Annotated in this window: 18 protein-coding genes; 3 read left to right on the top strand and 15 right to left on the bottom strand. The window is 61.8% G+C overall.

What is annotated here, in order from left to right:
• The first annotated feature begins 1 nt into the window (after position 1).
• Together AC07UR_RS19290 and AC07UR_RS19285 are read left to right on the top strand one after the other, a co-directional pair.
• Positions 2-2,248, top strand: a complete 2,247-nt coding sequence (locus AC07UR_RS19290) for a glycoside hydrolase family 2 protein (RefSeq protein ID WP_209789214.1) — start codon at positions 2-4, stop codon at positions 2,246-2,248.
• 9 nt (positions 2,249-2,257) lie between these two features.
• Complete coding sequence (locus tag AC07UR_RS19285; RefSeq protein WP_209789212.1) at positions 2,258-3,346, top strand: ABC transporter ATP-binding protein; 1,089 nt, start codon at positions 2,258-2,260, stop codon at positions 3,344-3,346.
• 213 nt (positions 3,347-3,559) lie between these two features.
• Here the strand turns inward: AC07UR_RS19285 and AC07UR_RS19280 are convergent, their stop codons facing one another.
• The 6 genes from AC07UR_RS19280 to AC07UR_RS19255 all read right to left on the bottom strand — a co-directional run bounded on the left by AC07UR_RS19280 (position 3,560) and on the right by AC07UR_RS19255 (position 12,537).
• On the bottom strand, positions 3,560-4,930 hold the full coding sequence (locus AC07UR_RS19280) for an alpha-glucosidase/alpha-galactosidase (protein WP_173421440.1): 1,371 nt from the start codon (positions 4,928-4,930) through the stop codon (positions 3,560-3,562).
• 17 nt (positions 4,931-4,947) lie between these two features.
• On the bottom strand, positions 4,948-6,618 hold the full coding sequence (locus AC07UR_RS19275; protein WP_209789210.1) for an ABC transporter ATP-binding protein: 1,671 nt from the start codon (positions 6,616-6,618) through the stop codon (positions 4,948-4,950).
• Between the two features lie 10 nt (positions 6,619-6,628).
• A complete protein-coding gene (locus tag AC07UR_RS19270; RefSeq protein WP_209789208.1) occupies positions 6,629-7,750 on the bottom strand; it encodes an ABC transporter permease in 1,122 nt (373 codons plus the stop codon).
• Complete coding sequence (locus tag AC07UR_RS19265; protein ID WP_209789206.1) at positions 7,747-8,760, bottom strand: ABC transporter permease; 1,014 nt, start codon at positions 8,758-8,760, stop codon at positions 7,747-7,749. Before AC07UR_RS19265 ends, AC07UR_RS19270 begins: the two co-directional genes overlap by 4 nt.
• Before the next feature lie 78 nt (positions 8,761-8,838).
• Positions 8,839-10,917, bottom strand: coding sequence for an ABC transporter substrate-binding protein (locus AC07UR_RS19260; RefSeq protein ID WP_234941667.1), 2,079 nt, complete (start codon positions 10,915-10,917; stop codon positions 8,839-8,841).
• Positions 10,918-11,064: 147 nt separating this feature from the next.
• Positions 11,065-12,537, bottom strand: coding sequence for an alpha-glucosidase/alpha-galactosidase (locus AC07UR_RS19255; protein ID WP_209789202.1), 1,473 nt, complete (start codon positions 12,535-12,537; stop codon positions 11,065-11,067).
• 191 nt (positions 12,538-12,728) lie between these two features.
• On the opposite strand from AC07UR_RS19255, the gene AC07UR_RS19250 reads away from it, so the two are divergent.
• Positions 12,729-13,652: an AraC family transcriptional regulator gene (locus tag AC07UR_RS19250; protein ID WP_209789200.1), complete on the top strand. Its 924-nt coding sequence runs from the start codon at positions 12,729-12,731 to the stop codon at positions 13,650-13,652.
• 371 nt (positions 13,653-14,023) lie between these two features.
• Here AC07UR_RS19250 and pcaD read toward each other — a convergent pair whose 3' ends face one another.
• The 9 genes from pcaD to AC07UR_RS19205 all read right to left on the bottom strand — a co-directional run bounded on the left by pcaD (position 14,024) and on the right by AC07UR_RS19205 (position 22,656).
• A complete protein-coding gene (gene pcaD, locus AC07UR_RS19245; RefSeq protein WP_209789198.1) occupies positions 14,024-14,842 on the bottom strand; it encodes a 3-oxoadipate enol-lactonase in 819 nt (272 codons plus the stop codon).
• A 138-nt stretch (positions 14,843-14,980) separates the two neighbouring features.
• Positions 14,981-16,312, bottom strand: coding sequence for an MFS transporter (locus AC07UR_RS19240; protein WP_209789196.1), 1,332 nt, complete (start codon positions 16,310-16,312; stop codon positions 14,981-14,983).
• A 44-nt stretch (positions 16,313-16,356) separates the two neighbouring features.
• Complete coding sequence (benD, locus tag AC07UR_RS19235) at positions 16,357-17,145, bottom strand: benzoate diol dehydrogenase BenD (RefSeq protein ID WP_209789194.1); 789 nt, start codon at positions 17,143-17,145, stop codon at positions 16,357-16,359.
• Complete coding sequence (gene benC, locus AC07UR_RS19230) at positions 17,142-18,164, bottom strand: benzoate 1,2-dioxygenase electron transfer component BenC (protein ID WP_209789192.1); 1,023 nt, start codon at positions 18,162-18,164, stop codon at positions 17,142-17,144. Before benC ends, benD begins: the two co-directional genes overlap by 4 nt.
• Before the next feature lie 42 nt (positions 18,165-18,206).
• Positions 18,207-18,695: a benzoate 1,2-dioxygenase small subunit gene (benB, locus tag AC07UR_RS19225; protein WP_209789190.1), complete on the bottom strand. Its 489-nt coding sequence runs from the start codon at positions 18,693-18,695 to the stop codon at positions 18,207-18,209.
• Complete coding sequence (locus AC07UR_RS19220) at positions 18,692-20,050, bottom strand: Rieske 2Fe-2S domain-containing protein (protein WP_209789187.1); 1,359 nt, start codon at positions 20,048-20,050, stop codon at positions 18,692-18,694. Before AC07UR_RS19220 ends, benB begins: the two co-directional genes overlap by 4 nt.
• Before the next feature lie 109 nt (positions 20,051-20,159).
• Positions 20,160-21,098: a catechol 1,2-dioxygenase gene (catA, locus tag AC07UR_RS19215; RefSeq protein WP_209789185.1), complete on the bottom strand. Its 939-nt coding sequence runs from the start codon at positions 21,096-21,098 to the stop codon at positions 20,160-20,162.
• A gap of 74 nt (positions 21,099-21,172) precedes the next feature.
• Positions 21,173-21,463 carry a muconolactone Delta-isomerase gene (gene catC, locus AC07UR_RS19210; protein ID WP_209789183.1) on the bottom strand — a complete coding sequence of 97 codons (291 nt, stop codon included), beginning with the start codon at positions 21,461-21,463 and terminating at the stop codon, positions 21,173-21,175.
• A 2-nt stretch (positions 21,464-21,465) separates the two neighbouring features.
• On the bottom strand, positions 21,466-22,656 hold the full coding sequence (locus AC07UR_RS19205) for a muconate/chloromuconate family cycloisomerase (RefSeq protein WP_209789181.1): 1,191 nt from the start codon (positions 22,654-22,656) through the stop codon (positions 21,466-21,468).
• Between the last annotated feature and the right edge of the window lie 87 nt (positions 22,657-22,743).

The raw sequence follows: 22,743 nt of genomic DNA, 5'->3' as shown, positions 1-22,743 counted from the left end.
AATGCGCATTACCGAAAACTTCAATGCCAACTGGGTCTTCCGCGACGGTTTCGAACCGACGCATGTGCATTCGCTCCAGACGGGAGAAACCGTGCGGTTGCCGCACAGCGCCGTCGAACTGCCCTACAACTATTTCGACGAGACCGATTACCAGAAGCCGTTTACCTATCAGAAGCGCTTCGACTGGCGCACCGAATTCGAAGGCCGCGAAGTGTCGCTGGTCTTCGATGCCGCCATGGCCGACAGCGTCGTCTATCTCAACGGCAAGGAGATCATCGCGCACAAAGACGGCTACACGCCTTTCGAGGCACGGCTGACGCCGCATCTGGTGCGCGGAGAAAACCTGATCACGGTCAAGATCGACGGCTCTGAGAACCCAGAGATTCCACCCTTCGGCGGCCAGATCGACTATCTCTGCTATGCGGGCATCTACCGCGACGTCTGGCTGAAAGTGACAAGCCCGGTATCGATCGCCAACGTCAAGATCGAGACGCCGGACGCGCTCGCAGAGAAGAAATCCGTCACCGCCCGCGTCTTCCTCGCCAATCCGGAAAACCTCGCCTTCTCTGGCACGCTGGCTGCAAAGATCCGCCGCAAGGGTGGCGACGACGTTGCTGCGTCCTCGGTTACGGTTGATGGCAACGAGGCGATGTTCACGTTCTCCGATCTCGCCGGCATCGAGCTTTGGGATATCGACAATCCGGCGCTCTATGCCCTGTCGCTCAAACTCGAGACCGAACACGGCGAAGACGTGCTGACCCAACGCTTCGGCTTCCGCACCGCCCTCTTCACACCGGAAGGCTTCTTGCTGAACGGCCGGCCGCTGAAACTGCGCGGATTGAACCGTCACCAGGCCTTTCCGCACACCGGCTATGCGATGGGACGGCGCGCGCAGGAGAAGGATGCCGACATCCTGAAACATGAGCTCGCCTGCAACATCGTGCGCACATCGCACTATCCGCAGTCGAAGTGGTTCATCGAGCGCTGCGACGAGATCGGCTTGCTCGTCTTCGAGGAAATTCCGGGTTGGCAGCATATCGGCGGTGACGCCTGGCAGAAGGAATCGATCGAGAATGTGCGCCGGATGATCGAGCGGGACTGGAACCATCCCTCGATCATCATCTGGGGCGTTCGCATCAACGAAAGCCAGGACAACCACGCGTTCTACGCGGAGACGAACCGTCTTGCCCGCGAGCTTGATCCTACCCGCCAGACCGGCGGCGTGCGCTTCATCACCAATTCGGAACTGCTCGAAGACGTCTACACGATGAACGACTTCATCCTCGGCAATGAGGAGCTGCCCGGCAACAATCGTGGACGCGTGGTGCTGCGCGATCGCGTGGAGACAACGGGCATTACCCGGCCGATCCCTTACATGATCACCGAATACAACGGTCACATGTATCCGACCAAGCGCTTCGACCAGGAACAGCGCCAGGCCGAGCACGTGACCCGGCATCTCCTGATCCTCAACGCCGTTGCCGGCGACCGGGATATCTCCGGCTCCACCGGTTGGTGCATGTACGACTACAACACCCACAAGGATTTCGGCGCCGGCGACCGCATCTGCTACCACGGCGTGCTCGACATGTACCGGATCCCGAAGCTGGCTGCCTATGCCTATGCCTCGCAAGGGGATCCGAAAGACAATGTCGTGCTTCAGCCGGTCACCTTCTGGGCGCGCGGTGAGCGCAATATCGGCGGCGTGCTGCCGCTGATCGTGCTGACGAACTGCGACTATGTCGAAGTGAAGTTCGGCGAATGGCCGGCAAAGCGGATCTATCCGGACAGGGAGAACTACCCGCATCTGCCGCACCCCCCCGTCGTGCTCGACCTGCGCAGCGTGACGCCTGAAGAATTCGGCACCTGGGGCCGTGTCTGGCGCGAGGGCACCTTTACCGGCTACGTCGACGGAAAACCCGTCAAGACCTTGACGCTGCCGGCCGATCCCGTCCCGGCCTCGCTCGAGGTCATCGCCGACGACACGGAGCTTCGCGCTGGCGAAAAAGATGCCGTGCGCGTCGTGGTGCGGGCCCTCGACCAATGCGGCAACCTGTTGCCCTATTTCGAGGAGCCGGTCATGCTGTCACTCGAAGGTCAGGGCCGGATCATCGGTCCGTCCGAACACACGCTGAAAGGCGGAGCGACCGGCTTCTGGATCGAGGCCGGCGAGACCAAGGGCAAGCTCGAGTTGACGGTGACGAGCCGCCGCTTCGACACCCAGTCCATCACCTTTACCGTCAACTGAGTAGTCACCATGGCCGAAGTCCGTCTCGCCGACATTCGCAAGCGCTTCGGCGCGCTCGAAATCATCAAGGGAGTCGATCTGTCGATCGAGGCAGGGGAGTTCGTCGTCTTCGTCGGGCCTTCGGGCTGCGGAAAGTCGACGCTGTTGCGCATGATCGCCGGACTGGAGGACATCTCCTCCGGCGAACTTTCGATCGGCGGCACGGTGATGAACGATGTCGATCCGTCCAAACGCGGCATCGCCATGGTGTTTCAGTCCTATGCCCTCTATCCGCACATGACCGTGCGCGAGAACATGGGTTTCGCACTCAAATTCGCCGGCATGGCGAAGGCGGACGTCGACAACCGGGTCAACGATGCAGCGCGCATCCTCGAGCTTGAGCCGCTGCTGGATCGCAAGCCGAAGGCACTCTCGGGCGGCCAGCGACAGCGCGTCGCGATCGGCCGCGCCATCGTGCGCAACCCCCTCGTCTTCCTGTTCGACGAACCCTTATCGAACCTCGACGCTGAACTGCGCGTCCATATGCGCGTCGAGATCGCCAAGCTGCACAAGGAGTTGAAGTCGACCGTCATCTACGTCACGCACGATCAGGTGGAGGCGATGACGCTTGCCGACAAGATCGTTGTGTTGCGGGCAGGCGTGGTCGAACAGGTGGGCGCGCCGCTTGCGCTTTACGACGACCCGGCAAACACCTTCGTTGCCGGCTTCATCGGCTCGCCGCGCATGAATTTTCTCAAAGCAAACGTGGCGTCGATAGCTGCCGGAAATGTAACGGTTGCGCTGACAAGCCAGCCCGATGTCCATCTGACCCTTCCCATTGCCGCGTCATCCATCGCGGTCGGGGATGTCGTCACGCTCGGCGTACGGCCGGAGCATTTTCTCGCACAGGGGAAAGGCGACACGGACGTCAAAGTCAAGGTCGATGTTGCGGAGCATCTCGGCAATACCAGCTATGTCTACGCCCACGTCTCCGACGAAGAGCGCATCATTATCGAGCATGGCGATGTTCGCGATATCGTCAGCCGAGAGACCCTGACCGTCGCAATCGCTGCGTCCCGGTCCTTCCTTTTCGACAAGAACGGCAACCGACTGCGCTGACGTCGGGTCTAAAGCACGAAGCGTGTAAGCCTGATCCTTAGCAGATGGTGCTTGGCTGCCATCGGCTGCCTTGGTTTTGTGGCGTTGCTCACGGCTTGCCCTGGGCCACCGCGCCCTGATTGTCTTCAATCACGCCTGACGCCCTGACAGCCAAGGGAAACCCCGGAACTGGGAGGTTCCGGGGTTTCCTGGCCGCGCGACCGGGAGAAAGAGCTACGCGGCGTGAACCTTTCTGGCACTTCTCGCCCATTCCGGGATCCAGTTGCCGTGAGCGGCGAGCAGATCGTCGGTGAGCGCCCAGATCTGGTCGAGATCGAGTTCGGCAGCGGTGTGCGGATCCATCATCGCCGCGTGATAAAGGTGTTCGCGGTTTTCGGTCATCAGGGCGGCGACCGTCAGTTCCTGGACGTTGATATTGGTGCGGATCAACGCCGTCAGCTGCGGCGGAAGATCGCCGATGAATGTCGGCTGGATGCCGTTTTCGTCGACAAGGCAGGGCACTTCGGCGGCGCAATTGGCGGGCAGCGAGGTGATGCAGCCATTGTTGCGCAGGTTGCCGTAGATGACAGAGGGTTCGCCCGTCCACACGGAGTTCATGATCGACGAAGCATATTCCTTCGACGGCTTGACCTCGATCTTGTCGGCGGAGCGATAGGCTGCCGCCTGCCCCTTCCAGCGCTCGACCTGCTCGATGCAGCGTTTCGGATATTCGTCGAGCGGGATGCCGAATTTTTCGATCAGGTCGTCGCGGCCTTCCTTGATGAAGTAGGGCGTGTACTCGGCGAAATGCTCCGAGCTTTCGGTGACGAAATAGCCGAGCCGGGTCATCATCTCGTAGCGCACCTTGTTCGGGCAGCGCGGGTTCCAGCCGGGCTTGGGCGCGCGACCTTCGCGGTAGCCACGCAGCAAATCGGGATAGAGGTTGCGGTAGGACCCGTCCGCCTGGCGATGCTCGAACTTCAGAAAGAACGCCATGTGGTTGATGCCGGCCGAGCGGTAGCGGATCTCCTCATAGGGAATGTTCAGATCCTCGGCGAGTTCCATCGCCGTGCCCTGCACGGAGTGGCAAAGACCGACCTGCTTGATGTGCGGATACTTCTCGGCGATCGCCCAGGTGTTGATTGCCATCGGGTTGACGTATTGCAGCAGGATCGCGTCCGGGCAGACCTCTGTCATGTCGGCGCAGATGCTCCAGAGGTGCGGCACGGTGCGCAGGCCGCGCATGATGCCACCGACGCCGAGCGTGTCGGCGATCGTCTGGCGCAGGCCGTATTTCTTCGGCACTTCGAAATCCGTCACCGTGCACGGTTCGTAACCGCCGATCTGGAACGCAACGACGACGAAATCTGCACCGTCGAGTGCCTTGCGCTGGTTGGCATGCAGCTCGATGGTGGCTTTGGTGCCGAGCGTTGAAATCAGCTTGCGAACGACGACTTCGCTCTCCTCCAGCCGTTGCGGATTGATGTCCATCAGCGCGATCCTCGCATCCGCCAGCGCCGGTCGCTGCAGAACGTCGCCGATGATGTTTTTCATGAACACGGTCGAGCCGGCGCCGATGAAGGTGATTTTGGGTTGTCTCGTCATGAAATGCCTCTTTTCTGCTAGGCAGCCACTTCGAACGCGGCTCTGACGAGCCGTTCCGTGTAGGCGGTCTTGGGATGGGAAAGTACGTCTTCGACCGGCCCCTCTTCGACGATCTTGCCATGCTGCATCACCACTACCCGGTGGCAGAGTGCGCGCACGACCTTGAGATCGTGGGAGATGAAGAGGTAGCTCAGTCCCTTCTCGTCCTGCAGCTTGCGCAGCAGTTCGATAATCTGTGCCTGAACCGAGAGATCGAGCGCCGATGTCGGCTCGTCGAGCAGTATGAACTCCGGCTCCAACGCGATCGCCCGGGCGATCGCGATACGCTGCCGCTGGCCGCCTGAAAACTCGTGCGGGAAACGCGACAGGATGTTGGTGGGAAGGCCGGCGCTGTTCAGCGCGTCGCGCACACGCTCCAGACGCTCGTTGCGGGTGGCGCCGAGCCGGTTGACGACTAGCCCTTCCTCGATGATCTGGCCGACCGACATGCGCGGATTGAGCGAGGAGAACGGGTCCTGAAAGACGATCTGCATGCGCGAGCGCAGCGGCCGCATCTCGTCGCGGGTCTTGTTCTGGATCGGCTCGCCGTCAAACAGGATCTCGCCGCCTTCGGCCCGCAGAAGCTTGACCAGAGCCTGGCCGAATGTTGTCTTGCCCGAGCCGGATTCGCCAACGAGGCCCAACGTCTCGTGGCGATGAAGCTTCAGGCTGAGGCTGTCGACCGCGACCAGTTCCTTGAGCTGCGGTTTGAAGAAACCGCCCGCCCGCAGCATGAAGGAAACGCGCACCGAGCGACCTTCGAGGATGGCGGCCGAGCCCTGCGGCATCGGGTTGGCGTTGCCCTTCGGCTCGGAGTTGAGCAGGTGGCGGGTATAGGGGTGCTGCGGGTTTTCAAACAGCGCTGCCGTGGTGTTGTGCTCCTTCACCTCGCCGTTCTGCATGACGTAGACATAGTCGGAAAACTGCCGGACGACGGTCAGATCATGGGTGATCAGGATCACGGCCATACCGAGCGTTTTCTGCAGGTCGCGGATGAGGTTGAGGATCTGGGCCTGCACGGTGACGTCGAGCGCCGTCGTCGGCTCGTCGGCAATCAGAACGTCCGGGTTGTTGGCGAGCGCCATGGCGATCATGATGCGCTGCCGCTGGCCGCCAGACAGCTGGTGCGGATACTGGTTGAGACGCGCTTCCGGGTCAGGAATCTGGACCTGGCGCAACAATTCCAGCGTGCGCACGGTTGCCTGCTTGCGGCTCAGCTTCTGATGCACCCGGATGGCCTCGATGATCTGGGCGCCGATGGTGTAGACCGGATTGAGCGAGCTCATCGGCTCCTGGAAGATCATCGAGATGCGGTTTCCGCGTAGCGCCCGGCGCTGGCGATCGGAGAACTTCAGCACGTTCCGGCCGTCATACGCGATGCTGGACCGCTCCGACACGCTTGCGCGCTTGGTGAGCAATCCCATGACCGTGCGGGCGGTCACCGATTTTCCGGATCCGGATTCCCCGACCACGGCGATCGTCTCGCCGCGGTAGAGCTGGAAGGAGACGTCCTTGACGGCATCGACGAGACCGCCCTCGACCTTGAATTTCACCGCCACATGGCGCGCGTCGATGATCGGAGAGCCGATGGCTGCAGCATGATCGTGCCGCTGTTCGGGCGCTAGCAGGTTTAGGTCAACGGGTGCCATGGGCGCCTCCTCAATAGGGATCGACGGCGTCGCGCAGGCCATCGCCAAGCGCATTGAACGCAAAGACGGTGATCAGCACGAAGGCGACGGGCGACAGGATCCAGGGATAGGATCCGATGACGGAATAGGTGGCGGTATCCTGCAGCATCAGTCCCCAGGACATCAAAGGCGGCTTGACCGCAAACCCGAGGAAGCCGAGGAACGATTCCAGCAGCACCACGTTGGGGATCGCCAGCGTCACCGCGACGATGACGTGGCTCATGACGTTGGGAAAGATGTGCTGGAAGATGATCCGACGATCGGTGGCGCCGATCGCCATGGCTGCCCGCACGTAGTCTATCCTGGCGAGCGCCAGCGTCTTGCCGCGCACCTCGCGCGACATCTGTGCCCAGCCGAGCGCCGACATTACGAAGATGACGAAGGCGAGGAAGACGTTGGTCGGCGCCGTCACCGGGATCAGCGACGTCAGCGCCAGATAGAGCGGCAGTTGCGGAAAGGCCAGCACCAGCTCGACGAAGCGCTGCATCCAGATGTCGAAGCGGCCGCCGAAGTAGCCCGACACCATGCCGATCGTAGTTCCAACGACCGTGACGATGAACACCACCGTCAATGCGATCATCAGGGATACGCGCGAGCCATGGAAGATGCGCGACAGCACATCCCGGCCGAACTTGTCTGTGCCGAGGAAATTGACCGGCGTTCCATCGACGGCGCCGAAGAAATGCCGGTCCGTCGGCAGGACGCCAAGAAGCCGGTAGCTGAACCCCTTGACGAAGAACCCGAGGTCTTTGGGATTGGCATAGTCAGGGCCGACGATCGGCTGGAAGGTGATCGGGTCGAGCTCGGTGCCCTCGCCCACCGAATAGGTGCGCGGCCAGACGAAGTTGCCGTCCTGGTCGGTGATGCTGATTACTTGCGGCGGCGCAAAGGCGACGCCGGTCAGCTTCGGATCGACGGGCGAGAAGAACTCCGCAAAGATCGTCATGAGCATCAGCAGGCAGACGAGGATGAGGCCGGCCATGCCGGTCCAGGACCGCTTGAGGCGGCGCCAGACCAGCGCCAGATAGGTCTCGTTGCCGTGGTGAGCAGCCGGTGCCGGCACGGCGATGATGTCTTGAATGTTGGCCTTCATGCGTGTGCACCTCCGCCAAGCCGCACCCGCGGATCGAGCATCGCCAGCAGCATGTCCGCGATGATGTTGCCGATGATGAGTGTCGCCGACAGCACCAGCATGAAGGTGGCGGTGACATAGACGTCGCCGACCCACATGGAGCCGACGATGGCCGGCCCGACGGTTGGCAGGGCAAAGATGATCGCCGTCTCGATTTCGCCGGTCAGCATATAGGGCAGAACCACGCCCTGATACATGACCAGCGGATGCAGCGCATTCGGCACGGCATGGCGCATGATGACCGCCCCCTCCGAAAGCCCCTTGGCACGAGCGGTCTCGACATATTGGGCGTTCAGCGTGTCGAGCAGATTGCCCCGCATCACGCGCATGTTGTAGGCGAGGCCGCCGAAAGTGGCGATCGCGATCACCGGCCAGACATGCTTCAGGAGATCGACGAATTTATCCCAGGACCAGGGCGCGCCGCCATAGCGGGCGGAATGGAAGCTGTTGATCTCGGTCACGTTGAAATGGAAGACCAGGATATAGACGATGATCAGCGCCATCAGGAAGCGCGGCACCGTCATGCCCAGGAAGGAAATGCCTGACAGCAGGCTGTCGATCCAGGAATATTGCCGCGTGGCGGCAAGGATGCCGAAGGTGATGCCGATGATCGATGCGAGGATGTGGCAAACCAGCGCCAGCGCCAGAGTGCGCGGCAGCCGTTCGCCGACCACGTCCGCCACCGGCTTGTTGTAGAACAGGCTATGGCCGAAGTCGCCGCGGGTCAGAATGCCGGTGATCCAGTTGACGTACTGAACCGCCATCGGCTTATCGAGGCCGTTGGCGACCTTGTAGGCCTGGGCCTGAGCATCCGCTTCCTCGAAGGAGGCGCCACCCTGGTTGATCAGCTGCGAGCGAATATAGTCGCTGTAGTCGCCCGGAGGGGCCTGAATGATCGCGAACGTGACGACGCTCAGCACGAAGAGCACGGGTATGGCGGATGCGATGCGCACAAGCAGAAATCGGAACATGGCTGTTAGGTTCTCTTGTGTTGTTGAAGGATCGCTCCGGCCACGATCGGCTGCGGCCGGAGCGAATGCCGCGAAGGGTCAGTTGATCGGGCCGCCTTCACCCGGCTTGCCCGGCAGCTGCTCGGGGAACAACTCGTAGTCCCCCTGCTTGTCGGCAGCCACGAACACCCTCTCCCGGATGATCGTGTCCTCCGCCCAGTTGAACATGAAGATCGGCGCACCGCTGGGAATGTTGGAGAAGCGCTTGTTGATGACCAGCGCGCCCGGATACTCCGTCAGGCCGACCGTATCGACATTGCTCGTCGAGACCTTCTGATACTGCTTCATCAGATCAGCCCGCTCGTCGTTGTCGTTGCTGGCGATGAACTTGTTGACGATGTCGACGAGTTCCTGTTCGAACGGCATCAGATCAAGTTCGCCGCTCTCCGGCACGCGGTGATGCCAACTTGTACGTGGACCGGTGGCAGCCAGCTGAGGCGTGTTCTGTACGACGGACGACAATTCGGCGCCGTTGCGATGCACCATCCAGTCGAAGCGTCCGGCATAGTTGGTGGCGTCACGCTGCTTGCCGTCCAGCGAATTGAGGACGATGCGCAGCCCGAGTTTTTCCATCTGCCCGACCACGCCTTCGGCGAGATTCTTGTCGGTGTTGTACTCGGAGGTAACGAGAAGCACGATCTCGACATCCTTGCCGCCCAGCGTGTCGGCGGGATAGTTGACGAAGCCGTTGCCATCCGTGTCCTTCAAGCCCGCCTTTTCAAGCAGCGCCTTGGCGCCTTCGAGATCGAAGGGATAATAGACCGTCGACTGACGATCATAAAAGCTGGTGCCGGACGACAGGCCGCCGGGATAGATCGCGGTGAACGGGCCCTTGACGAGCGACTCGCCGAGCTTCTTGCGATCGATCGCCATCGTCACGGCCTTGCGGAAGTCCGCGTTGCGATTGAGCTCGCGTACGGCCGTGGCGCGTTCATCCGGATCGCCCCAGCCATTGCCGGAAAAGTTCATGTGCAGGTTATAGCCGATCAGGCGGGCACCGAAGGCAAGGCGCGCGGGTGCCGTTTCCGATGCGGCGCGCTTCAGGGATTCGACGAAATTCTCCGGCTGCTCGAGATTGGAGAAGTCGCCGGAGCCGGCGATTGCCTGCACGTCGCGGTCGGCCCAGGTCGACAGCTTGTAATGCATCTCATTGAGGTAAGGCAGCTGGTTGCCGGCCTCGTCGACCTTCCAGTAGTACGGATTTCGGCGCAGCACGATGATGTCGTCCGAGCGATACTCGACCGGCACCCAGGCGCCCATGACCGGAATGTTCAGGTACTCCGGCGGAAAGCCGTTCTTGTACTGATCGTATGTCATGTCCTTGTTGTATTTCGGGTGCTTCGTCTTGAGGATATGCGCCGGGCCCGGGCAGAAGGTGCCGTAGGCCATCGAATAGAGATGCTGGCGCGGGAACGCTTCCTTGAAGGTCCATTCCACCGTGTTGGCGTCGATGGCTTTCAGCGTCGTGCCTTCTCCAAACGTTTCCGGCGTCGCACCGTTGAGCGGCGAGACGTTCGGATCGACGACATTGTCCTCCCAGTAGAACATCACGTCATCAGACGAAAACGGAACGCCATCAGACCATTTGGCCCCTTCGATCAGGTGCATGGTCAGCTTGTGGCCGTCCTGTGACCACTCCCAGCTTTTGGCGAGGTTCGGCAGCGGCTCCATGTCCTTTGCCTCGACCTGGTAAAGCGGCGCCGTCCGGGTCAGGCACTCGAACATTTCGATGTCGATGCCGCCCCAGCCCTGCGTCTGTCCGGCCGAGTAGTTCCACCCTTCCGGACGCCCACCGACGACGTGGCGCATCGTGTCGCCATAGACGCCGAGACCGTCGGGCATGTTGCCCGTCTTGAAGACGAGAGGCTCCTTCGGCAGCCGTTCGGCAACCGGCGGAAGCTTGCCGGTTTTCACGAATTTCTCGGTCACCCAATCGGGCTCCCGATACTCCGGTAAAGCCTTGTATTCGAGGATGGAATCGCGGGGCACATAGGTGATCTTGCCCTGGGCGGGAAAGGGCGGCTGTTCGGGCACCACGGTCGGCTCGGAAGCCCAGGCTTGCACGGCAAAGGTCGATACGCCGACCATCAGGGCGGCTCGCAGTCTAAAATGGCGCATTGCGTTCATCGTTTCTCTCTCCCTCATGCTTCACGCCGGGCCGAAACGGCACGGCTTGCTCCTCACGCATTTTCCTTCATTCGCAGACGCGCGTCTGATCCGAGGGGGCGGCTCTCCCAAGCTGCCGCGTCCCCTCGCCTCGGCCTGTCAGCCGGCCGCACGCAATGTCGTCGCTTCCTTCTCGGCGCGCAGTTCCTCGATCGATCGAATTTCGCGGCGGGCAGCGCCCTTCCATTCGCGAGTCCTGACCGTTGCCTTGCTCAGGCGCTCGCGGGCCGCCGGCACGGCGTCGGCGTACTGGGGAAGCCATTGCGCCTGAGCGACGACCATTTCGTCGACCATTTGCCAGACTTCTTCCGGCGTGCAGACGGCACCGACCAGGGGGTCGTGCAGAACCGCAAGCTTCAACAGATCGATATCGCCGGAGATCGCCGCGTGGACAGACATGCGCTGGACGTTGATCGATGAAATGCAGGTGGCAGCACAAGCCTCGGGAAGCGTGATGCCCGCGACCATGTTGATGCCGAAGCGGTCGACGAAACCGGGCGATTCGATGATCGCGTCCGACGGCAGGTTGGTGATCACGCCGTTGTTCTTCACATTGAAGTGGCCGCGATAGACGCGCCCGGTCTCCAGAGCCTCGAGGATATGGCTCGCATGCTCGTTGGAACGGCGAGCAGGATCGATCGGCCTGGCGGCGGCTTCAAGGAACTGCGGGAACTCGGTCTCGAACCAGTTGCGTGTCTCGGTCGAGTGGCGCAGATAGCCGCCGGTCTCGCCATGGATCCAATCCGACATGTCGATCCAGCGCGTCACTTCGTCAGGCCGTTTGCGATACCAGGGCAGGTATTCCGACAAGTGGCCGTTGCTTTCGGTGGAATAGACGCCGAAGCGCTTGAGCACGTCGATGCGCAGCTTTTCCTGTTTGGAAAAGACCGGGTGCGCCTCGAAGGCGGCAACCAGCTCGTCCTTGCCGATCTTGCGGCCGCGCAGCCTCACATCGACGAACCACGTCTGATGGTTGATGCCCGAGCAGATGAAGTCGAGTTCGCCGTCCTTGGCGCCGAGGATTTCGGCGATCTGCTCACCGCCGTGCTGAACCCCATGGCAAAGCCCGATCGCATCGACCTTGCCGTACTCGATCGCCGCCCAGGTGTTCATCGCCATCGGGTTGGCATAGTTGAGGAATTTTGCACCCGGCTCGGCCAGTTCGCGGATATCCTTGCAGAAATCCAGGATGACCGGGATGTTGCGCTGGCCATAGAGAATACCGCCGGCGCAGATCGTATCGCCGACGCACTGGTCGACACCGTATTTCAGCGGGATCTGGATGTCGTCCGCATAGGCGCTGAGGCCGCCGACCCGCACGCAGCTGATAATATAGCGTGCGCCTGCGATCGCCTCGCGCCGGTCGGTCGAGGCGGTGACCTTGGTCGGCAGGTTGTTGGCCTCGACGATCCTGTCGAGAATCGACTTGATCATCTCGAGATTGTTTGCGCTGACGTCGGTCAGCGCAAACTCGACATCATGGAACTCCGGCACGCAGAGAATATCGGTGAAGAGCTTCTTGGTGAATCCGACGCTGCCGGCGCCAATGATGGCAATCTTGAAGTTACCCATGCTGTCCTCGTCGCTGCTCGTTCGGCTGGATGTGAGAGATTGGGTAAAATTGGTTCAACCGGAAGGTTGCACCAAAGCGTGCTTGCCCTGCCGATCCGCTCCGTCCATATCGCTCAAAATCAGCCATCTTGCGTTGTTGAGAGGCATTATGCGTATAATGCGTGATGCCACCAGAGAGGTATTGTGCTTTCATGGGTAATTCTGTGCTGAAAAGATTGATCGAGAACGGCCCGGCGATGAAGACGGTCTCGCTCCCGCGCGGACGTCATAGCCTGCACACGATGCCGACCAGCACGGGCTATGAGATTCGCACCGATGCAAGCTACGACTGGGACGGTCGCAAGCGGGGCCAGACGCCGTTCACCGTGCTGCAGCACACGCTCTCAGGCGCCGGAAACCTGCGCTACGAGACACGCAACCACCGTGTGCGCGCGGGCGAAACGTTACTCCTCATGGTCCCGCACAATCACCGCTACTGGCTCGAACAGGGCGGTCGGTGGGAGTTCTTCTGGATCTCGATGAACGGCGAGGAGGCACTGCGCATTCACAAGGCCATACTTTCGACAACCGGGCCGATCCTGAATCTGAAGCCCGAGACGATCGAGCATCTGGCAGACTGCAGCCTGCGGCTGATTTCAGGTGGCGGCGAAGCGTCAGGCAGTGCGTCGGCCATCGCCTATGAGGCGGCGATGGCCCTCTACGACGACGTCTTCGGCGCCCATCCGGTCTTCAGCCAGGAGTACCGGACGATGCAACAGGTCATCCAGCATATCATGGCGAACCTTGAGCATCCCCTCCCCGTCGAGAAACTGGCCGAGGTCGCGGGGCTGAGCCGTGCACATTTCTCGCGCGTCTTTGCCGCCAGCGAGGGCATGCCGCCGGCGGAGTTCGTGCTGCGTAAAAGGTTGCAACGGGCAGCGAAACTTTTGACGAAGGCGGCGCATCTGTCCGTCAAGGAGGTATCGAACATGTCCGGCTTCGAGGATCCGAACTATTTCGCCAAAGTCTTCCGACGCCATTTCGGGGCGAACCCTACCGAGTTTCGCACAACCGGGATGTATTCGAGCGTCGCCGCCAAAAGCCGGGACGCAGTGAACTCGGCAAAGCGGACGTGAATGGCGGCGCTGCATCCATCAGGGTCGGCATCGCCAAATGCGACGTGTAGACAGGCACCGGCCGGCACGGTCGCAGCCAGGCATCCGGGTGCAGTGCAGCGCACGCATAGCTGCATTGCACAAAAAATGTTTTCCAACTGATCAAAAAACGAGCATAACGCCTGCAGCTGATGCACATGGCGGTCTCCTCCCAGTTCCGCCGCAGCAGCTGTTCCCCTCTGGAGGTTTATTGACCTTCACACTTAAGGGCCGCGGTTTTCCGACGGCCCCTTTTTTTGCCCTTTTTCCGCGTGTCCGCGCCTTCGGCAATGCCATTTGGCGCCAGCTGCAGCCCTTGGCGGGTTTTCGGCACCGATAATGCAGGCCCGGCGTCAGCTGCCGGGTTCGCAAGGGCGTGTTGTGGCCTCGTTCCCGAGGAATTCCAGAAGCACGGCGTTGAACGAGGAGGCGGACTCGATGTTGACGATATGCCGTCCCGGCAACGACACGTGGCGACCGCGCTGAACTGCGGCTGCGATATCGTCGAGATCCGCCGGCGGGCAAACCGGATCCTGCTCGCCGGAGATGGCCAGCACGGGCGTTTCTATCTGGGCAAGCGCATTTTTCAGGTCGGCCTTTGCCAGAGCCGCGCAGCATCCCACATATCCATCGAGCGAAGTGGCGGCGAAACTGTCGAGCGCCTTGGCGACAGATCGCGCTTGGGAAACGCGCGATTTCGGTGTGAACCAACGCTCTGCCGTCGCGGGCACCAGCGCCTCCAGCCCTCCGGTTTGCACAGCCTCGATACGCGCCGCCCAGCCTTCCGCAGTGCCGATCTTCGCAGCGGTCGCACATAGGACGAGTTTGCCGAGACGCTTGCCGGCGTGAATACCCAGCCACTGTCCCGTGAGACCGCCGATCGATAGGCCGCAGAAATGCGTTCGCTCGATGTCCAGCGCATCCAGCAGCGTCAGGACATCTCCACCGAGGTCGTCGAGAGAATAGGGCGGAGACGGTGCGGACGATCGGCCGTGCCCCCTGCGATCGTAGCGCAAGATACTATACTGCGCCGACAGGACGTCCACCTGAGCGTCCCACATATGCATGTCGGTGCCGAGCGAGTTGCAGAACACGAGCCAGGGCTTGTCGTCGCTCGCGTATCCATCGATGCGGTAATGCAGACGGTGATTGGCAAGCTCAAGATAGGTCACAGCGCAATTGCTCCGGTTGTTGCGGTGAGGGATGGGTGTCCGGATGGTCGAGCGTCCGCCGCCCATTCGGGCGGGCCAGAATGGGCGGCGGGGCAGTCCAGTGCGAGCGGTCGGCCTTGCTACATCAGCCGGATAGCCTCAGGCAGTCGCAAGCCGGGCGACTGCGGAGCTGCGGGCGTTGCTGACTGCAAATACGAGCATGGCAAGCGCGGCGACCGCCGCCGGGATCGAGAAGATCAGGAAGTTCTGTTGAAGCGGAAATTCCTTGGCAAGAAGCACGCCGCCGAGCGTCGGGCCGACGATCGCGCCGATCCGACCGACGCCCGACGCCCAGCCAAGCCCGGTGGAACGGACAGAGAGATTGTAAAGCTGCGCCACGCTCGCATAGAGCAGGATCTGCGTGCCAATGGTGGTGGCGCCCGCGACGAAGACCATCAGGAACAGGATCCCTGCCGACGGGTTGAGGCCGATCAGCGCGATGGATGCGGTGGCCGCAACGAAGAAGCCGACCACCACCTTTGGCAGACCGAAGCGGTCGCCCAGCCGGCCGCCGACGATCGCGCCGGCCATGCCGCCGAAATTGAGCGAGAAGAGGCTGAGCAGGCTTGCCTTCTCGGCATAGCCGGCTTCCTGCAACACCTTCGGCAACCAGGACGAAAGCAGATAGACGAGCAGCAGGCAGCAGAAAAAGGCGGTCCACAGCATGAGCGTGCGCAACGCACGCTGGTGACGAAACAGTTCCGCGATTGATGCGGACGCGCCCTTGACTTCGGAAAACACCAGCCGATCACTGGCGCCAAGGGCTAGTGCAGGCGCGAGCTTCGCGTAGATCTGTTTCGCCTTCTCCTGTTTGCCCTGGCGGATGAGGAAACCGAGCGATTCCGGCAGCTTCCACAGGATGATCGGCAGGAGCAGCAATGGCAGCGCCGCCACGAAGAACATCGGCTTCCAGCCGAATTGTGGAATGATGCCGATACCGAGACCGGCCGCGACCATGCCGCCGACCGAGTAGCCGGAGAACATGATGGCCACCATGGTGCCGCGAAGGCGCTTGGGTGCATATTCGTTCATCAGCGCCACCGCATTGGGCATCAACCCACCACAACCGAGGCCGGCAAAGAACCGAAAGACCTTGAATTGTTCGGGCGAATTGGCAAAGCCGGTGAGCAGCGTCGACACGGTGAACAGCAGGAAGCTGATCGCGATGCCTTTCTTGCGGCCGATCCTGTCAGCCAGAGGCCCGAAGAAGAGCGCGCCGAACATCATGCCGAACAAGGCCCAGGCCTGGAGCGCCCCAGCCTGCGGCTTGCTCAGGCCCCACTCGGCAATCAGCGTCGGCAGCACGGTGCCGGCGACGAAGACGTCGTAGCCGTCAACGATCAGCAGCAGAGCGCAGAGCGCGACCACCAGCCACTGAAATCTCCCGAACGGATTGTTGTCTATCGCTTCATTCACATCGATGGTGCGCATGATCACTCCTCCCCGAGTCTGTTACGCATTCATGTCTCACGTCGTCAGCCGAGGTCGCCCCCGGCAACCGGCAGCACGCTTCCGGTGATGTAGGAAGCCTCGTCCGAAGCCAGGAACAGGATCGGCGCCACCTGTTCGTCGGTTGTCCCGTAGCGCTTCATGAAGGTGGATTGTTTCACCTGCTGCACGACCTCGCCGATCCAAGCTTTTTCGGCGTCCGTATCGCCTTCGGCATTGCGTGGAATGAGGCGCGGCGGTGCTTCGGTCCCCCCGGGCGCCGTGGCGACAACACGGATATTGCGATCAGCGACTTCCATGGCGAGCGACTGCGTCAGGGCGTTGACGCCACCTTTTGCCGCCGAATAGGGCACGCGATGGATGCCCCGCGTCGCATTCGACGAGACGTTGACGATGGTGCCGCCGCCGCGCGCAAAGAGATGCGGTAGCACGGCATGGCAGCAATAGAGCGTCGGCATCAGCGAGCGGCGGATCTCCGCCTCGATCTGCAGCGGCTCGAATTCGCCGTAGGGGCGCATGCGGATCGCGCCGCCGACCGTGTTGATCAGGATGTCGATGCCGCCGAAGGTGTCCGCGGCAAAGCGCATGGCGGCTGCGGCCCCCTCGTAGGTTTCGAGGTCGGCGGTGAAAGCCGCGGTTTGCGCATCCGTAACCTCGGCTGCGGCATCGGCGACGAGGGTGGCGCGGTCGACGAAAACAACCCGTCCGCCCTCCTGCGCGGCGCGGATCGCCACCGCACGGCCGATGCCCTGCGCGGCGCCGGTCACCATCAGCACCTTGCCGGCAAACCGACCCTTGAAGCCGGGCGCAGTCATGCCGCCACCTTCGCGACCGCATTCGGCGTGAACTTCTCATAGTGGAAGCTGTTCGGCGTTACCTGGTTTTCGTCGAAATGCCTGCGGACGGCATCGACCATCGGCGGCGGGCCGCAGAGATAGACGTCGACGTCGCCGCCGTTGAGCACTTCCGCCGGCATGTGCTGGGTGACCCAGCCCTTGCGCGGGTGGCTGGAAGCTTCCTCGGCCACGACGGTCGCAAAGGTGAAGTTGGCAAGCCGCTTTGCGTAGGCCTCAATCTCGTCGACGAGGACCAGATCGAGGTCACGCGTGACCCCATAGATCAGGTGGATGCGCTGCGTGGAGTTTTCGCGGACGAGAACTTCGAGCATCGACAGAAACGGTGCCAACCCCGTGCCGCCGGCAAGGAACAGCAAAGGCCTTTGAACGTCGCGGAGATAGAAGCTGCCAAGCGGCCCGGTCAGTTGCAGCGTGGTTCCGACCTCGGCACGCTCCAGCCAGTTGCTCATCAGCCCGCCGGGGATCTTCTTGATGAGAAAGCCGATGCGCGCCTCGCCAGGTGCCGTGCTGAACGAGTAGGAACGGTTCTGGCCACTGCCGGGCACGTCGATGTTGGCATATTGCCCAGGCAGGAAAGCCGGCGCTGTGTCGATATCGAGCTCGAGCACGATCGCTGCGTCATTGTGGGGGCTCACGCGCGCAACCGTCGCGGAGAAGCTCTGCTGTCCGGTCTTGCAAGCGGCCGATGTCGTTGGAACTGCGACCACGCAATCCGATGTCGGCTTCATCTGGCAGGTCAGCACCAGGCCACTTTCGGCTTCGTCCGAGGTCAGCGCATCGTCGATGAAGTCGTCGCCGAGGTCGTAGCTGCCGCTCTCGGCCCGGCACTTGCAGGTGCCGCACACGCCGTCGGAACAGTCCATCGGCAGGTTGATCTTGTTGCGAAAGGCGGCGTCGAGCACTTTCTCGCCGTCCTTGCATTCGATGAAACGGGTGACCCCGTCCTCGAAGTTCAATGCGATCTTGTGGCAGCTCATGGAACCCTCCTCTTCAATCCCTGTTCCGACCGGCAATGTGCGTCAAAGGTGATAGACGTCGACGACCTGGCGGATGTAATCGTTCTTCAGCACGATCTTCTTGCTGGCGATCAGCAGCCTGTCGCCTTGCCTTTGCAGCGTGACGAACATGGTTCCGAAGAACAGGTCGGTAACCTTGTAGCGATGGTTCAAGGTCTGGAAGTTGTAGCGCACGTCGACCGCACCGCCCCGATCCTCCAGCACCTCGACATTCGTCACGTTGTGGCTGGTGCGCGGTTCGGGTGTCGACGCGCCGGAGCGCTCGGTCTTGATGCGGAACACCCGGTCCTCCAACCCGTCGCGGCTCGGATAATAGATCAGCGAGATCTCCGAGTGCGGGTTCTCGGTGAGTTGATCGTCATCGTCCCAGGCCGGCATCCAGTAGGTGACGTCAGGCGCATAGCAGGTCAGCCACTCGTCCCATTGGCGATCATCCAGAAGGCGCGCTTCGCGATAGAGAAAGGCGCAGATGGCATCGTAGGAAGTGCTCATGCGACCACTCCGCTCTTTTCGGCCACAAGCGCATCGCGCATCACCTTGGCCCAGTATTCGTGCTGGCGGACGAAAAGCCCCTCGTCCTCGCTGCGCTCGCCTGACAACAACGGCTCGATGCCCATGCGCCTGGCGTTTTCGTCCGGGCCGTCGATCCACAATGGCGCACCGCGCGACAGGTCGTTCCAGAGCGCTGTCGTTCCGGCGTAACCCTGCTGGCAGGCGCGGAATTCTTCGAGGTCGTCGGACGTGCCCATGCCGGAGACATTGAAGAAATCCTCGTACTGGCGGATGCGCAGCGCGCGGTCGGCGGCGCTTTCGCCTTTCGGCGCGAAGCAGAAAATGCTGATCTCGGTCTTGTCGACGCTGATCGGGCGCGTCACGCGGATCTGCGTGCTGAACTGGTCCATCAGGAAGACGTTCGGATAGAGGCAGAGATTGCGGGTCTGGTTGACGATGAAATCCGCCTTGTCCTCGCCGACGCGCGCCGTGATCTCATGTCGCCGGCTGTAGACGGGGCGGACCTCGGGGTTCATGGTGTTGGTCCATAACAGGATATGGCCGTTGTCGAACCCGTAGACGCCGGCGACTGAGCGGCTCCAGCTGTTGGCGTCGACCGCCTTCGTGCCTTCCTCGTTGCGCCGGCCCATGGTGGCGGCGTAGTTCCAGTGCACGGAGCTGACGTGGTAGCCGTCGCAACCGTTCTCCATCTGCAGTTTCCAGTTGCCGTCATAGATGTAGGACGAATTGCCCCGCAGCACTTCCAGTCCATCAGGCGCCTGGTCGACGATCTGGTCGATGATGACTTTCGTCTCGCCCAGATAGTCCTCCAGGGCTGGAACGTCTTCCTTGAGACTGCCGAACAGGAAGCCACGATAACTTTCGAACCGAGCGACACGTCTCAGGTCATGCGAGCCATCCTTGGCAAACTGCGGCGGATACTGCGTCGACTTTTCGTCCTTGACCTTCAAGAGCTTGCCGCTGTTGGAAAAGGTCCAGCCGTGGAAGGGACAGGTGAAGCTGCCCTTGTTGCCGTGCTTGCGGCGGCACAACATCGCGCCGCGATGCGCACAGGCATTGATGACCGCATGCAGTTCGCCGTGCTTGTCGCGCGTGACGACCACCGGCTGACGGCCGATATAGGTCGTGTAGTAGTCGTTGTTGTCGGGGATCTGGCTCTCATGGGCCAGATAGACCCAGTTGCTTTCGAAGATGTGCTTCATCTCCAGCTCGAACAGGTCTTCGTTGGTGAAGATGTCGCGGCGGCAACGGAATATGCCGGCCTCCTTGTCGTCCTGCACGGCGGTGGCGAGCAGATGATTGAGGTCCCGGGCCTTGTCGATGATCGCAGACATGATCTATCTCCCGCAAAGCGCGCACTTGAGGGCGCAGCCTTTGCAACACAGTCGTTTATGACGATGATTGTCGGGGATGGCGGCCCATCCGGGCCGCCGGTTTTGCCGCTCAGGCGGCCGCGCGCTTGCGCTGTTCGTTGACCTGGTTGTCGATGCCGTCGACCAGCGCCGTCAGGTGGATGTCGAACTTGATCTCCGCGAAGGGCCCGGCCAGGCCATTGGCCTTGATGCTGGCCTCGTCGGTCCGTTCGGTGACGGCCGGAACCAGTCCGTCCCTTGTGGCATAGGCGAAATCGTCATCGACCAGGGGATCGCCTTCGATGTTGATCTGCGTCGTCAGCTTGCGGTGATCGCCGGCGCTGATGAACAGGTGGATATGGGCCGGACGCTGGCCATGGCGGCCAAGCGCCGACAACAGCCGTTCGGTCGGGCTGCCGGGCGGTACCCCATAGCCATGCGGCACGATGCTCTGGAACTTGTAACAGCCGTTTTCATCCGCAACGATCGTGCGGCGCATGTTGAACGGCGCCTGCTTTCCCGTCGGGTCGAAGTGGGAATAGAAACCGCGGGTGTCGCAGTGCCAGACTTCGACGGTGGCCCCCGGCAACGGCTTGCCATTGGCGCCGAAGACGGTGCCGTGCATGATCAGGGTGTGGCCGTTTTCGTCCGTGCCATCGTCGAGGCGGGCAAATCCGTGCGACACCGGCGCGCCGGCCACGTAAAGCGGGCCTTCGATGGTGCGCGGGGTCGGGTTTTCAATGCCGAGAGCCGCATCGATCGCATCGAGGCGCTCATCGAGGAAATGGTCGAGGCCAAGACCGGGCGAGATCAGCCCGGCCTGGCTGGTGGCGCCGATCTCGTTGAGCCAGGCGATGCCGGTCCAGTATTCATCGGGGGTGATGTCGAGATCGTCGATGGCCTTGAACAGGCCAGACATGATCCGGTGGACGATCTGCTTGACACGCGGACTGCCGCCGTTGTTGTCGAGGCCGCTCAGAACCTTGAGAAAGTCCTGTGTCTCCGGCCTGTCGAAGATCTGCACGTTCATTTTTCATCCTCCTCTTGGATTGCTCAATAAATTCGCGCCATTCGCGTCCTCCCGGGCGCAGCGCCAAAGATGATCTAGCTATCGTCCTCACGAACCGACGAGGGATGCCGCACGAGCGGCGTCACCTCGATCTCCATGAACTTGAACAGCGGCAGGCCGGAAAGTATCTCGTGCAGCTCCGCATTGTCCTTGACGTCGAAGACGCTGTAGTTCGCGTACTGGCCGGCAATGCGCCAGATATGTCGCCATTTGCCGCTGTTCTGCAGGTCTTGCGAATAGGCCTTTTCCCGGGCGATGATCTCGGCCGCCTCGGCCTGCGGCAGATCGTTCGGGATGTTCACGTCCATGCGCACATGAAAGAGCATGTTCAGCCTCCCTGCCCGGCAACGCTGATCGTCTTGCGCAGTCCATCGCGCGTGAAGAAGGCCAGACGCTCTTCGTCAAGCTCGATTCCGAGCCCGGGTCCTGAGGGAACCGTCAGCTCAAACTCGCTGTAGTTAAGCGGTGTCGCCAGGATCTCTTCCGTCAGCAGCAGCGGCCCGAACAGCTCAGTGCCCCATTGAAGGTTGGCAAAGGTGGAAAACACCTGCGCCGACGCCACCGTGCCAACGGCGCCTTCAAGCATCGTGCCGCCGTAAAGACCGATGCCGGCTGCGTCGGCGATCGTCGCCACCCGCTGGGCATTGAAGAGCCCGCCGCTTTGCTCGATCTTGACGGCAAAGACGTCCGCACCACTGACTTTCGCCAGTTCGAAGGCGCTTTCGGCGCCGTGCAGCGATTCATCGGCCATCAGCGCGACGGGAAAGCGACGCACAAGCCGTGCGAGCGCCGCCGCCGAGGCGACCGGCTGTTCGACCAGTTCGCAACCGGCGTCGGCCAGCGCGGCCATGCCATAGGCAGCATCCGTCTCGCTCCAGGCCATGTTCACGTCGACCCGCACCGAGGCGCGTTCGCCGAGCGCCCGCTTGATCGCCGCAACATGGGCGATGTCCTGGCGCAGCGGTCGTGCTCCGATCTTGAGCTTGAAGATCCTGTGACGGCGCAGGTCGAGCATCTTCTCGGCCTCAGCAATATCGGTCTTCGTATCACCTGATGCCAGCGTCCAGGCGACCGGCAGGCGGCTTCGCAAACGCCCACCCAGCAGCTCGCTGACGGGCAGGCCGAGCCGCTTGCCATGCGCGTCGAGGAGTGCGGTTTCAACCGCACATTTGGCGAAGCGGTTCTCCTTGACCATCTTGCCGATGCGCGCCATCAGCGCCCGAACCGCGGTTGCGTCCTGGCCGACCATGATGGGGCGAAAGTAGGTATCGACCGCGAGCTTCATGCTTTCCGGGCTTTCGCCGCCATAGGCCAGCCCCCCGATCGTGGTGCCCTCGCCAATGCCGACGATGCCGTCGCTGCAATGGACTTTGACCAGCATCAGGGTCTGGCCGTTCATGGTCGCCACCGAGAGCTTGTGCGGCCGGATGGTCGGCAGATCGACGAGCAGGGTCTCGATGCGCTCCACCAGAGGGAACGCTGCTGCAGTCGGGCCAACGGATGTCAAGGTCGTGTTCATGGGGCGACTTTGCGCCGGGCACGAAGTCCCGTCCAACATCAATTGCGTCTGCTACGATACCTTTCTGGTATCATAGGCGAAAAAATG

The organism is Ensifer sp. GW821-FHT05G01, from assembly GCF_059419585.1.
Note: the sequence above shows the minus strand (reverse complement) of the source record. Positions and strands in the feature narration are given on the sequence as shown.

What these genes read in the sequence shown, in the direction of transcription:
- AC07UR_RS19290 (WP_209789214.1), top strand. Translation starts at nt 2, where the DNA reads ATGCGCATTACCGAAAACTTCAATGCCAACTGGGTCTTCCGCGACGGT.
- AC07UR_RS19285 (WP_209789212.1), top strand. Translation starts at nt 2,258, where the DNA reads ATGGCCGAAGTCCGTCTCGCCGACATTCGCAAGCGCTTCGGCGCGCTC.
- AC07UR_RS19280 (WP_173421440.1), bottom strand. Translation starts at nt 4,930, where the DNA reads ATGACGAGACAACCCAAAATCACCTTCATCGGCGCCGGCTCGACCGTG.
- AC07UR_RS19275 (WP_209789210.1), bottom strand. Translation starts at nt 6,618, where the DNA reads ATGGCACCCGTTGACCTAAACCTGCTAGCGCCCGAACAGCGGCACGAT.
- AC07UR_RS19270 (WP_209789208.1), bottom strand. Translation starts at nt 7,750, where the DNA reads ATGAAGGCCAACATTCAAGACATCATCGCCGTGCCGGCACCGGCTGCT.
- AC07UR_RS19265 (WP_209789206.1), bottom strand. Translation starts at nt 8,760, where the DNA reads ATGTTCCGATTTCTGCTTGTGCGCATCGCATCCGCCATACCCGTGCTC.
- AC07UR_RS19260 (WP_234941667.1), bottom strand. Translation starts at nt 10,917, where the DNA reads ATGCGCCATTTTAGACTGCGAGCCGCCCTGATGGTCGGCGTATCGACC.
- AC07UR_RS19255 (WP_209789202.1), bottom strand. Translation starts at nt 12,537, where the DNA reads ATGGGTAACTTCAAGATTGCCATCATTGGCGCCGGCAGCGTCGGATTC.
- AC07UR_RS19250 (WP_209789200.1), top strand. Translation starts at nt 12,729, where the DNA reads ATGGGTAATTCTGTGCTGAAAAGATTGATCGAGAACGGCCCGGCGATG.
- AC07UR_RS19240 (WP_209789196.1), bottom strand. Translation starts at nt 16,312, where the DNA reads ATGCGCACCATCGATGTGAATGAAGCGATAGACAACAATCCGTTCGGG.
- benD (WP_209789194.1), bottom strand. Translation starts at nt 17,145, where the DNA reads ATGACTGCGCCCGGCTTCAAGGGTCGGTTTGCCGGCAAGGTGCTGATG.
- benC (WP_209789192.1), bottom strand. Translation starts at nt 18,164, where the DNA reads ATGAGCTGCCACAAGATCGCATTGAACTTCGAGGACGGGGTCACCCGT.
- benB (WP_209789190.1), bottom strand. Translation starts at nt 18,695, where the DNA reads ATGAGCACTTCCTACGATGCCATCTGCGCCTTTCTCTATCGCGAAGCG.
- AC07UR_RS19220 (WP_209789187.1), bottom strand. Translation starts at nt 20,050, where the DNA reads ATGTCTGCGATCATCGACAAGGCCCGGGACCTCAATCATCTGCTCGCC.
- catA (WP_209789185.1), bottom strand. Translation starts at nt 21,098, where the DNA reads ATGAACGTGCAGATCTTCGACAGGCCGGAGACACAGGACTTTCTCAAG.
- catC (WP_209789183.1), bottom strand. Translation starts at nt 21,463, where the DNA reads ATGCTCTTTCATGTGCGCATGGACGTGAACATCCCGAACGATCTGCCG.
- AC07UR_RS19205 (WP_209789181.1), bottom strand. Translation starts at nt 22,656, where the DNA reads ATGAACACGACCTTGACATCCGTTGGCCCGACTGCAGCAGCGTTCCCT.